This is a genomic window from Marinifilum sp. RC60d5 (genome assembly GCF_052400665.1).
In the GTDB taxonomy this organism is placed as follows: domain Bacteria; phylum Bacteroidota; class Bacteroidia; order Bacteroidales; family Marinifilaceae; genus JBQTGK01.
Genome location: NZ_JBQTGK010000002.1, coordinates 98660 through 113208 on the forward strand (window position 1 = coordinate 98660; position 14549 = coordinate 113208).

Genomic DNA, 14549 nt, shown 5'->3' on the forward strand with positions numbered 1-14549 from the left:
TACTTAAACAAACAACAATATACCTAGTTATCATGGCAAAAATGAAAGCTTTAGTAAAATCCAAAGCAGAAAAAGGAATTTGGATGGAAGAAGTTGATATTCCTAAGATTGGAGTAAATGATGTTCTTGTTAAAATTAGAAAAACTGCAATTTGTGGCACCGATTTACACATTTATAAATGGGATGAGTGGTCGCAAAATACGATTAAGCTAGGAATGATTATTGGTCATGAGTATGTTGGCGAAGTGGCCGAAATAGGTGCTGGTGTTACAGGTTTTAAAATTGGCGATCGGGTTACAGGAGAAGGTCATATTGCTTGTGGTCATTGCCGTAATTGCCGACGAGGACGTAAACATGTTTGTGAAAACACAGTTGGTATTGGCGTAAATATCGACGGGATTTTTGCCGAATATGCAGCCATTCCTTCATCAAATTTGATGAAGATGAGCGATCAAATTGAAGACGAATTGCTTGCCATTATGGATCCTTTTGGAAATGCAACTCATACAGCTCTTTCTTTTTCAGTTATTGGTGAAGATGTATTGGTTACAGGTGCCGGATTAATTGGTTCTATGGCAGTGGCAATTGCTAAATTCGCTGGTGCTCGTTATGTTGTGGCTACCGAAACAAATCCCTACAGAATTGAGCTGGCTAAGAAAATGGGTGCAACTCGTGTTGTCAATCCTATGGAAGAGAGTCTTGATGACGTGATAAAAGAGCTTGGAATGATTGGTTTTGATATCGGATTGGAATGCTCGGGTGCACCAGCAGCCTTTAACGATATGGTAAGTCACATGTACAATTCAGGTAAAATTTCATTATTGGGAATTTTACCTTCTCAAACTACTGTAAATTGGAGCAATATTATTTTTAAAGGACTTCAGCTAAAAGGTATTTATGGTCGTGAAATGTACGAAACATGGTATCAGATGGAGCAAATGTTAATGAGTGGATTGGATCTTTCTCCAATGATTTCTCATCGCTTTAAAGCTGATGATTTCCAAAAAGGTTTCGAGATAATGGAAAAAGGGGATTGCGGTAAAGTAATTTTGGATTGGGAATAATACTTATTTTATGATACAGAGAAGCTCGGTTTTTTTTGCCGGGCTTTTTTTGTGAACTAATGTCAAAAAATCGAATAGTCAAAGAGTATGTAAAAGTTTTAAAAAGAGAAAGGTAGGTTTTAAACTTTGGGCGGCTATAAAAAATAATCAGCATCTATTCACCCTAAATCATTTCTGTGCGTCATAATAATGTAAGTGCAAAATTAATGCACGTAAAATCAACTACTAATTATTATAATCACTTAAGCTTCTTAAATAAAAAATAATGAAAAAGATAGGGTATTTGTTAATAGCGATTTTGTTTCTGTTTGCTTGTAATCCGGAATCAATAAAATTAAAAGGAGAAATAGAAGGATTAGAAAATGGACTTTTGTTGGTGAAAATGAAAACCAATAAAAAGCTTTCGGAAAAATATATTGATACCATTCAAGTAGTAAATGGTGAATTCGAGTTTCGATCAAATGATATTAAGCCTCCTGTACGACTTACAATGTGTGAAAACAAAAATTGTGAATTCGATATTTGGCTTGGGAAATATGGAAGCTTTACTATTACCGGAAATATTTCTGATTGTAAGGATGCTGTTGTATATAAAGATGATTTGGCTACAGAATATAACGCATATCTTACTCGTTTAGATGATGCCTACATTGTTCCTGTAAAGAAAAAAATAGCTTGGGTACAACAAAAAAACGAGGAAGCTGAAAATGGAAATAAATTATCGCAGGATGATGAATTTACTATGTTTGATTACAAAAAGGACATAAAGAAAGCATTCTCGCGCAGAAGAATGTCTATTGTAAAAACTGTACGTGCCAACCCTAATTCACCTGTGGTAATGGCCGTAGTGCAGAAAGAGTTTAATTCGTTTAATAAACGACATAAAGCCGAAATGAAAAAGATTTTTAGAAGAAGGTTTAGCGATACAGCTTTGTATTGGCAATTATGCCCGTAGGAAAATTAAATATTGCTGATGTATGAACGCAAAAAGAGCAGTCGTTTGTGATACGACTGCTCTTTTGTTTATTTAATATTGTTTTTTAGAAGAAGGCCAGTTGAGTATGCCTTTTTCTTCTATATTAAATCAATAAGTTGTCAGTTCTTTTTTACAGGTTCATTTTTCTTTATTTTGTTTTTGTTATCAATTGTGATATAATTAATTCCCGTAGAATCAACTTTTATACGAACACCTTTTGTTTTAGAATTTACAATGGTATCACTTTTCGTTCCCAAAACAATTTTTCTTCCATCCGAAAGAATTAAAGTAGCCTGTTTTTTCCCTGGCTTAATTTTTTTATCCGCTAACACTTGATTATTTGCCGGCAGAATAAAAGCGACTACAACAAGTGCAATAGCAAATCGATGCAAACAAATGGTAGCATTCACTAATTTACCTTTACGATCCAAAAAGTTTATGGATTTGGCAATTTTTCTCTTCTTCATTATTTTCCCCCTATTTATATTACGCTAGCTCAGAATCGAAAAAATTATTCACAACCTAACAATACAATAACAGTCGAATGTTATTATTGGGTGAACATTTAAGTGTTATTTTTTGTTAAAAATGTCAAGGCTATAGTTTAAAGGAGTACTTAATAATACTATGTGTTTGTGAATTAGTTTAATTGTATTACTTGTGTAAGTATAGTTAATGGTTGAAAATGAAAAATCTCAACTGTAGTATGGTTAATTAAGGTTAAAAAAACACATTCCATTCACACAAAAAGCATTTTCTATTGTCTAAAGGGTATAGAATTTAAATTAATTGGGTAATACCACTAAAATTAAACAAATGAAAAAAGTATTTGGAGTAATAGTAGCATTGTTCTTAACAAGTAGTGTTTTTTCTCAGGGAATCGCATTCGAACACGGAACATACGCCGAAGCTTTGGCAAAAGCAAAAAAAGAAAACAAAATGGTTTTCATGGATTGCTATACAACTTGGTGTGGTCCTTGTAAAATGTTGGCGAAGAATATTTTTCCACAAAAAGAGGTGGGCGATTTCTTCAACAAACATTATGTATCTGTAAAAATGGATATGGAAAAAGGGGAAGGCATTGAATTAATGAAGAAATATGAAGTGAAGGCATTTCCAACCTTATTATTTTTGGATGATAATGGAGTTGTTCTTCATAAAATGGTGGGGGGATCGGATGCTGCCGGATTAATAGGAGAAGCCAAGGCGGCTCTTGATCCAAATCAGCGAATTGGAGCTTTAGATGCCCGATATGCAAAAGGCGAAAGAGGTGTGAAATTTGTAGCCAAGTACATTCAAGCACTGCAGAAAGCTTACAACGAAGAGAAAATGGCTCAGGTAGGAAAAGAGTTTATTGAAAATACCCCTGTTGATCAACTCTGCAACGAAGATGCATTTACAATTTTATCCTGTGGAGGTACCGAGTATAATAGTAAATCATATCAATACCTGATCGCTAATAAAGTTAAATTTATTGATTTGGTTGGTGAGGAAAGTTTTGCTCAGGTAATCGGATCAGCAATTAACAATCATTTAAATGCTTTTGCTGCAACAAGTACATTGGAAGGTTTAAAATCCGAAATTGAAAACACAAAGAAAGATTTTGTCACTCCAAATCAGGTAATGATGGAAAAGAATTTAATGAGTCAGTATTACCTTTCGCATAAAGAATTCGGAAAATGGTTCGATGAGCAAATAGCAGGAGCGAAAGAAGCTTTGAAGACCGATAAGAGAATGGGATCAAGTATCTTAATTAATACTACATACAGAGTTGCGATGGATCCTGCATTCGAAGGTGCCGGATTGTATGGTAAAGCAATTACTGCTGTCGAAGATTATTTGAAAGAAGATGGTGAAATGTTAGCCGGATATTACTGTTTAGCCAGCTTGTACAAGAAAGATGGCAACAAAGAGAAGGCTTTGGAAAATATAAATGTGTTTATGACTAAGAACGCAGCAGCAGGTCGACAAAATGATAGCAGAGTGGAGCAGTTCAAGCAATCTATTGAAAGTATGTAATATCGAAGTATGCCTTTAAACAGAGGTCTATTTTATAACGAAAGGCTGTCTCAGTGTGGTGAGATAGCCTTTTGTTTTTGCAGACAAACATACCTATTTTTAAGGAGGCATTCGAAGGATTGAATTGCAGGAATGATCCGATTCATTCCTTTATTTAGGCAGAAGCTGGAACGAGATTGTCTTTTATTAAGGATGCTACAGAAGGTTTTATGTGAAAATAGCTTTATCTCTACTTGTGTAATTCACTTAGGAAATCTATTTTTACCAATTATAATAACGGACAAGTTGATCTTAAAATAAAAACGAACAAAGAAGTTATATGAGTGTTGAGAAGGAAAGTGTAGCGAAAGCGGGGTTTAGTAAAGCCTTTTGGGTTGCCAATTCAGTGGAGCTTTTAGAAAGAGCTGCCTATTATGGAGTATTTATCGTAATTACCATTTATTTATCCCGAATATTAGGATTTAGTGATATAGAAGCAGCCTTGATTTCGGGTAGTTTTTCAGCTGGATTGTATTTTCTGCCCACATTTAGCGGTGCTTTGGCCGATAAAATGGGCTTTAGAAAAGCTCTTTTGCTGGCATTTAGTTTGTTAAGTGTTGGCTATGCCGGATTAGCACTTTTACCCACTATGCTCGAGTCGGCGGGTTTGGTAAAGTATACCGATATAACGGAATTTACTGGATTGGAAAATACCAGCTGGAAATGGATGATTGTACCTATTGTTACGGTGATTATGATAGGAGGATCGTTCATTAAATCGGTAATTACAGGAACGGTTGCAAAGGAAACAACTGAGTCGAACCGAGCCAGAGGTTTTTCTATTTTTTATATGATGGTGAATATTGGTTCTTTCTCGGGAAAAACCATTGTTAAGCCTTTGCGCGAAGCCATGGGAAACGAAGGCCTGGTAAATTTAAATTACTTTTCGGCAGCCATGACCTTTCTTGCAGTAATTGCAGTTTTCTTTTTCTTTAAGAGTGCGAAAACTGAAGGTGAAGGAAAGTCTTTAAAAGAAATATGGGATGGTTTAATCAGAGTGGTTTCCAATGGGCGTTTGGTGGCTTTAATCCTTATTGTAACCGGATTTTGGATGGTTCAACACCAGCTGTATGCCACCATGCCTAAATATGTATTGCGTATGGCAGGAGAGGGAGCTTCCCCATCTTGGTATGCCAATGTAAATCCATTAGTGGTTGTTTTATCAGTAGGTTTAATTACTCAGCTTATGAGCAAACGTTCTGCGCTTTTCTCAATGACAGTAGGAATGTTTATTATGCCATTTTCCGCACTTTGTATGGCTGCAGGTAATTTGTTAGATGTAGAAAGCATAAATTTAGGTTTTTTTAGCTTGCATCCAGTTGCTTTTATGATGATTGTAGGTATTATATTCCAGGGGTTTGCAGAATCTTTTATTTCTCCCCGGTTTTTAGAGTTTTTCTCATTGCAGGCACCAAAAGGTGAAGAGGGAATGTATTTAGGATTTAGTCATTTGCACTCCTTTGTTTCTTCTATTTTAGGATTTGGATTGTCGGGGGTTCTGTTAACCAAATACTGTCCCGATCCAACATTGTACGAATCGAGAGCAGAGTGGGAATTAGCTTCGGCACATGCTCATTATATATGGTATTATTTTGTTGCTATTGCTGCAGTTTCGGCAATTGCATTGATTATTTACGGGCGAGTTACTCGTAAAACCGATGCTAAATTGAAAGTTTAAATTAAGCAAAACATTACAGGAACCGTCTCTTTTAAGAGACGGTTTTCTTGTATACACAAATTCACAAAAGTTAATTAAGCTTAAAAAATTCTACTTGCTTTCACCCTATTGGGATTTAATATTGTCTTACTAACAGAAAGAATATCTACTAATGATAGAAGAGAGACTCTTTTATCCTGAAAAAAGAAATAAAATGAAAAATAAAATTGCAGTACTTCTGGTACTAATGATGAGCGTATCGGTTATTTCGTTTGCACAAATTTTAACTCCTGCGAAGTGGACTTCAGAATTATCGAAGAAAGAAATTAAGGTGGGAGATGAGATTGAAATTATTTTCAAAGCAAAAATTGATAAAACCTGGCATGTGTATTCCAATGATTTCGATCCTGAATTAGGCCCCATTTTAATTGAATTTGATTTTGAGGCTGATGCAAGTTACGAACGAGTTGGAAAAGTAAAGCCTGTAAATGCCCAAAAGCATTACGATAAAATTTGGGAGGGCGAAGTAAGTTATTTTGAAAATACTGCCGAAATGCGTCAGAAAATTAAGGTTAAAAGTTTACCATTGCATATCGAAGGAACTTTCGATTTCCAGACTTGTTCCGATCAAACAGGGCAATGTGTAATGGGCGATGATGAATTTGAGTTTACTTATGGAAAGTAGATTGGTTCAAAATTGATATGCTTAACCTAAGATAATAAGCAGAAGTAAAGATTACTTGTAGTTTTATACTAAAGTGATCTTTTTTTTTAGGTGTTGTTTAGGATAAGCTTAAAATGAAAATTAACTGAATTTGTCAGAACCATAATTAAATTGAAAGGAAAGTCAAAGTCAGTAACAAAAAACTACATAAATTCATAAGTTTTTTTAAAAAATAATTCTTATCTAATCTAGATTGTAATAGAATTTATTAGCCATAGGTAATCAGTAGTGTTATCATGTTTTTAATAAACAAAATAAAATATAAATTGTCTTGTGTGTGTTAGCTAATGTGCTTATTATTAACATTAATTAACGAAATTTTTCTTTACTTCGTTCACCCATTAATAGATTTTAGTTGTCTTTAATGCAAAGGTGAAAAACAAAATACATAAACAAATAAATCGAACAAGTTGGAAATTGCAGTAGGAGACTATTTCCAGCAAATAAAAAGACTGAAAAATGAGAGGTAAAATTACAATTTTGGCCATTTTTATGATGGTGTTTAGTGGACTTTCTTTCGGGCAAGTAATACAACCAGCCAAATGGAAAGTAGAATTCTCAAAAAAAGAAGTTAAAGTTGGCGATAAAATAGATATCGTTTTTAAAGCTTCAATTGATAAAACATGGCATGTTTACTCTAATGATTTTGATCCGGATTTAGGACCGATTCTAATTACGTTTGATTTTAAAGACAACGCGAGTTACGAAAGAATAGGTGATGTAAAGCCAGTAAATGCCCACAAACATCACGATGAAATATGGGGCGGAGAGGTCAGCTATTTTGAAAGTGAAGGAGAAATGCGCCAATCCATTAAAGTAAAAGAATTGCCTCTTAAAGTAGCTGGTACTTTCGAATATCAGACTTGTTCAGATGAAACCGGACAGTGTGTAATGGGCGATGAAGAGTTCGATCTTAAAGCTGGTAAAGAAGATGCTAAAGTTGTTGCTGCTGCAAGTCAAACTCCGGTTAAAAAATCGGATGATCCAACAAAAGGATCGCTTTGGAATATTTTTATTCTTGCATTTTTAGGTGGTTTAGCTGCTATTTTTACTCCTTGTGTATTTCCTATGATTCCAATGACTGTGAGTTTCTTTATGCACAGTGATGAGAATAAAGCAAAGGCAAAATTTAAAGCATTTTTTTACGGATTTTCTATTATTTTAATTTATACAGTAATTGGTACTATTGTAGCAGTTACCTTAGGAGCTAATTTTGCAAATTTCCTAAGTACTCACTGGATTCCTAATGTGTTATTTTTTGTTATCTTCATGGTTTTTGCAGCATCCTTTTTCGGAATGTTCGAAATTACCATGCCAAGTTGGATCGTAAATAAATCGGTTGCAAACGAAGATAAAGGTGGTTTAATGGGTGCATTTTTTATGGCATTTACTCTGGTACTGGTTTCATTTTCATGTACAGGTCCAATTGTAGGTGCAATTCTGGTAGCATCGGCTGGCGGTGAGGTGTTAATGCCAATTATAGGAATGTTAGGATTCTCTTCTGCATTTGCATTACCTTTTACACTATTTGCAATTTTTCCATCGTGGCTAAACAACATGCCAAAATCTGGTGGTTGGTTAAATTCTGTAAAAGTAGTTTTAGGTTTTATCGAGGTGGCTTTGGGATTAAAATTTTTAAGTATTGCCGACCAAACATACCATTGGGGAATTTTAGATCGAGAAGTTTATCTTGCAATTTGGATTGTAGTATTCACATTATTGGGATTTTATTTATTAGGAAAATTAAAGTTTGCTCACGATAGTGATGTTAAGTTTGTGAGCGTTCCTCGATTAATGTTGTCGATTGTTACATTTGGTTTTGTAGTGTATATGATTCCTGGTTTATTCGGAGCTCCGCTAAAAGCATTGTCTGGATATATGCCTCCACAAGCTTCTCTCGATTTCGATATCAATAAAATTGTAATGAATAATTCGGGTGGGAGCACACCTAAGGAAACGCATACCGCGAAATATTCCGATTTCTTACACTTACCTCATGGCTTAAACGGATATTTCGACTATGAAGAAGGAATGGCAGCTGCTAAAGCACAATCTAAGCCGGTATTTATCGATTTTACAGGTCATGGTTGTGTTAACTGCCGCGAAATGGAATCGAATGTTTGGTCCGACCCTCAGGTTTTAAAACGCCTGCAAGAAGATTATATTGTAATTGCAATGTATGTTGATGATAAGACAAGATTACCTAAAGAGGAATGGATCGTTTCGGAATACGATGGCAAAAAGAAGAAAACTTTAGGCAAGAAAAATGCCGATTTTCAGATTTCAAATTACAATGTAAATGCTCAACCATACTATTGCTTGCTCGATTCCAATGGTAATGATTTAACAGAACCAAGAGCTTATGATTTGAATGTAGAGGCTTTTGTAGAATTTCTTGATAGAGGAAAACAAGAGTTTAACCAGAAAAAAACAGCGCAAGCCATAAAATAATACATGAACAAAGTGATGATAGATAGGCTGGAAAAGTTCTTGTAGTATTGGTAATGCTTAGAAGAGAAATTTAGGATAAGAGAAACATTTTTCGTTTCTATATTATCTAGGATATCTATTTGGATTTATACAAAAACAACAACAAATACTAGTTAGTGGTTAAGAGCAGAACAATAAAAGACTTTATCCCAATATATGATTTTAAAGTTTCTGCTCAGACCCTTTTTTAATTAGAAAAGCACTTGTCCAATAACATTTTTTAATACACAAAAATTTTACTTTTGTATGTATTAAAAGGGTAATGCGGATCAAAGGAGCTCTAGGAATGATTTTGAGGAAAACTTTAAAAAATAACAAAATGAAGAAATATTCAATTTTACTCATAATGAGTACTATTTTGTTCTCTGTAATTCATATTCAGGCTCAGAATACGACTACAATACCTTTAAAGTCGGATGTGAAGCATGGTACGCTTTCAAATGGAATGCAATACTATGTAATGCATAATGAGGAGCCAAAAGATCGTGCTAGTTTTTATTTTGTACAAAATGTAGGTGCAATTTTAGAGGAAGAACCTCAAAATGGTCTTGCTCACTTTTTAGAGCACATGGCCTTTAACGGTTTAGAGCATTACCCTGGAAAAAATATGATTAACTACCTTGAAAAGAACGGTATTCAGTTTGGTAGAGATATTAATGCTTATACTGCGCAGGACGAAACAGTTTATAATATCAGCAATATTCCTACAAATAATGAAAACCTTTTGGATTCAACTCTTTTGGTTTTGCACGATTGGTCAGGCGGATTATTGCTGGAAGGAAAAGAAATTGAATCGGAACGAGGTGTAATACACGAAGAGTGGAGAACTCGCAGAAATTCACGTTTCAGAATTGGAATGCAAAGAAATCCGGTAATGTACAATCACTCGCAATATGCAATTCGCGATGTAATTGGTTCTTTAGATGTGATTGATAATTTTGAGCATCAGACACTACGCGATTACTATAAAAAATGGTATCGTCCAGATAATCAGGCAGTAGTTGTTGTTGGAGATGTTGATGCTGCAAAAATGGAAAAAAAAATAGAAACTTTGTTCTCGAAAATTCCAATGCCAGAAAATGCAGCAGAAAGAGTCTATTATCAGGTAGAGGATAGTAAAGAAACTCAGTATGTGTTGGCAAAAGATAAAGAAGCAAAATCGGTTTCTATTAACTGGATTTTTCGCAAGCCGGTAACAACTGTTCGCGACGAGAAATATTTAAGAGAAAGCCTGGTTAGTGGGATGTTTAACACCATGCTAAACAATCGATTAAAAGAATTGATGCAAAAACCAGAATTTCCAGCAGTTGCAATGGAAGTTGGTGATTTTGAAATGTGTAGAACAAAAGCAGCAAATTATTTATATGTTGCTCCTAAAGAGAATAAAGAGTTAGAAGCTTTTGAGGCATTAATAACAGAATTTACACGAGTTCAGCGCTTTGGATTTACCAAATCGGAATTGGAACGCGTAAAAATATCTTTCTTAAGAAGCTATGAATCATACCTTCAGGGTAAAGATAAAATATCTAATGAAGATTGGGCAAAAACATTCCAAAAGCATTTCTTGAAGGCAGAGCCTGCATCATCAGTAGAATGGGAGGTTGAATTTGCTCAGAAAGTAGTTCCTCAAATTACACTTCAGGAAGTGAATTCAATGTTAAAGAATTACGGAAATGTCAACAATAGTTTATTTTCGGTAAGTGGTCCTGATAAAGCAGAGATTAAATATCCTACCAAAGAAGAATTATTTGCAACTGTTAAGAAAGTTATGACTTCGGATATTGAAGCTTATGCTGATGAAACAGGAGATGCTCCACTTGTAACTGATGAATTAACTGATAAGAAATTTGTTTCAGAATCGCTTGTTAAGGGTACTGATGCTAAGAAGTATGTTTTGGAAAATGGAGCAAAAGTAGTTGTTCTTCCTACAGATTATAGCAAAGATGAAATCTTGTTTAATGCATACAGTGTAGGTGGTAGTTCCTTATTGGAAAGAGCAGATATGGAGTCTGGGGAAATGGCAACCATGTTAGCCCAAATTTCGGGTGTTGGTGAATTTAATGCTATTCAGTTAAGAAAGAAATTAACGGGTAAAATTGCAGGTGTTAAGCCATCTTTGGGTGAGTTTACCGAAGGTTTTTCTGGTTCGGCATCGCCAAAAGATTTTGAAACTATGCTACAGTTGTTGTATCAGTATTTCGAGCATCCAAGATTCGATCAGAATGTATTTCAGGCTCAAATGGGAGCAATCAAAAACAATCTTCAAAATGCGAAGGCTGATAACGGAAAAGCATTAAAAGATACCATTGGTCAGATAATGACAAATTACCATGAGCGTGCTTTAATGTTCAACGATAATTTTGTAAACAATATCGATTTTGAGAAGGCTAAAAAAATCTATTTGGATAGATTTAAAGATGCCAGCGATTTTACATTCTTTTTTGTAGGTAATATTGATGAGGAAAAACATTTACCTTTGATTAGAAAGTATATCGGAAGTATTTCATCGGAGAAACGTAATGAAAACTGGATTGATCGTAAGGTTAGAATGCCTGAAGGAAAAGTACAAAGAATCTTCGAAAGAGAGATGCAGGTTCCTAAAACAACTGTTTTTATTGCTATTAATAACGAAATGGAGTATAATCTTAAAACCAGGATGTATGCCAGAGTAGTTGCTGAGTTACTATCGAAAAGATATATGGAAACTATTCGTGAGGAAGAGGGTGGAACTTATGGAGTAAGTGTTAGACCATCAATTAGCAAGCGACCTTATGAACATGTTGTTTTAACAATTAACTTCGATTGTGGTCCTGAAAAACAAGAAAGACTAAGAGAATTGGTTTATAAGGAAATTGATGCAATTGTAAAAAGCGTGAATAACACAGATCTTGAAGAGATTAAGAAAAATTACATTAAGAGCAGAGCAGAATCGGAAAAAGAAAATAGTTTTTGGTTGAGTGTAATTAAAGGATCACTAATAAATGATGAACCAATTACTAGTACCGAAGGATATAATGAGCTTGTGAATGATATAGATGCAAAGAAAGTAGAAAGTTTTGCAAAAAAATTATTTAAAAAATACGATTCAATAGAGGTCGTTATGAATCCTAACGAATAATAAATCGCTTTGGAATTGAGTCTGTCAAAATAAAGAATTTGGCAGCTCGCCTTTTTCATCTAACTAATATTTAACCACAAAAAAGATTGCTATAAACAACAACAACAACAACAACAAACACATAATTTAAATCAAGATGAAAGAAATTTTTTTACAAAAGATGAAAGAGGAATTCGTTCCTGCTCTGGGCTGTACCGAGCCTGTTGCTTTAGCTTATGCTGCTGCAAAGGCAAGAGAAGTTTTAGGTATGCAACCTGAGCGCATAGAATTTCATGTAAGTGGAAATGTTTTTAAAAATGGTATGGGAGTAGGTATTCCCGGATCAGGAATGGTTGGTTTACCTATTGCCGGAGCATTAGGAGCATTAGGGGGCAACCCCGATGCCGGTCTGGAAGTGTTAGGAGGCATTTGCAGCGAAACAATGGAGTTTGCAAAACAATTTGTCGATCAGGGAAATGTAAAGGTTGATGTAAAATATAAAGTACCTAAGCTTTATATTGAATGTGTGTGTTATAATGGAGAAAACTCGGGACGAGTAATTATTAAACACAGGCATACCAATATTGTTTCTGCAGAAAAGAATGGAGAGCTTTTGTTTAATAATGATGAATCTGCTTCAAATGAAGAAGGAACAGATTTTTCGAAGTGGAACTTTAGTGCTATTTATGATTTTATTACTACTGTTGAATTGGAGGAAATTGCTTTTGTAGAAAAGGGAATTGAACTAAATAAATTAATAGCTCAGGAAGGCTTAAGAGGTAATTATGGTTTACAAGTTGGTAAATCTATGATGTTGAATATAAAGAATGGTATTCTTTCGGGAGATATGATGAATCGGTCTGTAATGCTTACTGCAGCTGCAGCAGATGCACGTATGGCTGGTAGTTCTATGCCTGTTATGTCGAATTGTGGAAGCGGAAATCAGGGACTTAGCGTATCTCTTCCGGTAGTGGTAGTTGCTGAAGAACTAAAAGCCGATCGCGAAAAACTACTTCGTGCACTAGCTCTTGCTTTATTAGTAACCATTTACATGAAATCTTATGTTGGGCAGTTATCTGCTTTATGCGGAGTATTGTTATCTACGGCAGGTGCTGCTTGTGGTATAACGTATATTATGGGAGGCAATTTTAAGCAATTAGGAATGACTCTGCAAAATATGACAGGTAGTGTTACAGGAATGATTTGTGATGGTGCAAAATATGGATGCTCCCAAAAAATTGCTGCTAGTGTAAGTGCGGCTGTACAATCATCATTATTAGCCATGAGTTGTAATAGTTTAGGAGGGCAGGATGGTATTATTGATGATAATGTTGAAGAAACAATTCGTAATATTGGTCGTCTCGCAAATGAAGGAATGGAAGTTACCGATGAGGTGATTCTAAAAACCATGTTGGAAAAGATGAACAAACCTATATAAGTTTGGATTTATAGTAAAAAAAATGAACGTAAAAGAAAATACAATAGAAAAAGTAAAGTGTCTGATAATTGGATCGGGTCCGGCTGGTTACACTGCAGGAATTTATGCTTCTCGTGCTAATTTAAATCCTGTAATTATTGAAGGATTGCAGCCGGGAGGACAGTTAACAACAACTACCGAAATTGATAATTTCCCTGGATATCCCAAAGGAATTAGTGGTCCGGTGATGATGGGTGAGTTAAAAAAGCAAGCGGAACGTTTTGGTTGTGATTGCCGTTGGGGAATTGTAAGCAAATCGAATTTAGAGCAGCGACCATTCAGATTAACCATTGATGGAAAAACTGAAATAGAGGCTGAGTCGGTAATTATAGCAACCGGAGCAACAGCAAAGTATTTGGGTTTGGAAAGTGAAGAAAAGTACAAAGGATCTGGAGTTTCGGCTTGTGCTACCTGTGATGGCTTTTTTTACAGAGGTAAAAATGTTGCAGTAGTGGGTGGTGGTGATACTGCTTGTGAAGAGGCATCTTATTTGGCAGGTCTTTGCAAGAAAGTATATTTAATAGTGCGAAAAGATTATTTACGAGCATCAAAAGCTATGCAGGAGAGGGTTTTTAATACTCAAAACATAGAAGTATTGTTCGAGCACAACACCAAAGAGTTAAGTGGAGAAAATGGAGTGGAAGCTTGTACGCTAATAAAAAAGGCAGGAACTTCTATGGAACAGGAAGTTAAAATCGATATTGATGGATTTTTTCTTGCAATTGGACATCATCCAAACTCTGATGTTTTTAAGAAGTACATAGATACTGATGAGCAGGGATACATTATTACCCAGGCAGGTACGCCAATAACAAATGTTAAAGGAGTGTTTGCTTGTGGCGATGTGCAGGATCCTAATTACCGTCAGGCCATTACATCAGCAGCTTCTGGCTGTCAGGCAGCAATAGAAGCAGAAAGATATTTGGCCGAGCTAAATTAAAACCAGTTTTTAGCATTATCTATAAAAATTTATTGTGTAAGTTTAATAAAAATGCCCGATCAGATA

At 35.0% G+C, this 14549-nt stretch carries 10 protein-coding genes; 9 read left to right on the top strand and 1 reads right to left on the bottom strand.

Going from position 1 to position 14549, the window contains the following annotated elements; genetic code table 11:
• The first annotated feature begins 32 nt into the window (after positions 1–32).
• Positions 33–1064 (top strand): L-threonine 3-dehydrogenase, encoded by a 1032-nt coding sequence (gene tdh, locus ACT3CE_RS04685; protein WP_444708599.1) that lies wholly within the window; start codon positions 33–35, stop codon positions 1062–1064.
• Positions 1065–1329: 265 nt separating this feature from the next.
• The gene (locus ACT3CE_RS04690; protein ID WP_444708600.1) at positions 1330–2019 is read left to right on the top strand and encodes a DUF4369 domain-containing protein; all 690 of its coding nucleotides are present in this window, start codon (positions 1330–1332) and stop codon (positions 2017–2019) included.
• Positions 2020–2159: 140 nt separating this feature from the next.
• Here ACT3CE_RS04690 and ACT3CE_RS04695 read toward each other — a convergent pair whose 3' ends face one another.
• Positions 2160–2507: a hypothetical protein gene (locus ACT3CE_RS04695; protein ID WP_444708601.1), complete on the bottom strand. Its 348-nt coding sequence runs from the start codon at positions 2505–2507 to the stop codon at positions 2160–2162.
• A gap of 349 nt (positions 2508–2856) precedes the next feature.
• Between ACT3CE_RS04695 and ACT3CE_RS04700 the strand changes: the two genes are divergently transcribed.
• From ACT3CE_RS04700 to trxB, 7 genes are all read left to right on the top strand, one after another.
• Entirely contained in the window at positions 2857–4059 is a 1203-nt protein-coding gene (locus ACT3CE_RS04700; RefSeq protein ID WP_444708602.1) for a thioredoxin family protein, read from the top strand.
• 319 nt (positions 4060–4378) lie between these two features.
• Positions 4379–5776 carry an MFS transporter gene (locus tag ACT3CE_RS04705; RefSeq protein WP_444708603.1) on the top strand — a complete coding sequence of 466 codons (1398 nt, stop codon included), beginning with the start codon at positions 4379–4381 and terminating at the stop codon, positions 5774–5776.
• 193 nt (positions 5777–5969) lie between these two features.
• A complete protein-coding gene (locus ACT3CE_RS04710; protein WP_444708604.1) occupies positions 5970–6440 on the top strand; it encodes a protein-disulfide reductase DsbD domain-containing protein in 471 nt (156 codons plus the stop codon).
• A gap of 498 nt (positions 6441–6938) precedes the next feature.
• On the top strand, positions 6939–8930 hold the full coding sequence (locus tag ACT3CE_RS04715) for a cytochrome c biogenesis protein CcdA (RefSeq protein ID WP_444708605.1): 1992 nt from the start codon (positions 6939–6941) through the stop codon (positions 8928–8930).
• Positions 8931–9288: 358 nt separating this feature from the next.
• Entirely contained in the window at positions 9289–12087 is a 2799-nt protein-coding gene (locus ACT3CE_RS04720) for a M16 family metallopeptidase (RefSeq protein ID WP_444708606.1), read from the top strand.
• A 136-nt stretch (positions 12088–12223) separates the two neighbouring features.
• Positions 12224–13504 (top strand): L-cysteine desulfidase family protein, encoded by a 1281-nt coding sequence (locus ACT3CE_RS04725; protein ID WP_444708607.1) that lies wholly within the window; start codon positions 12224–12226, stop codon positions 13502–13504.
• 22 nt (positions 13505–13526) lie between these two features.
• Entirely contained in the window at positions 13527–14483 is a 957-nt protein-coding gene (gene trxB, locus ACT3CE_RS04730; protein WP_444708608.1) for a thioredoxin-disulfide reductase, read from the top strand.
• Positions 14484–14549: the final 66 nt, after the last annotated feature.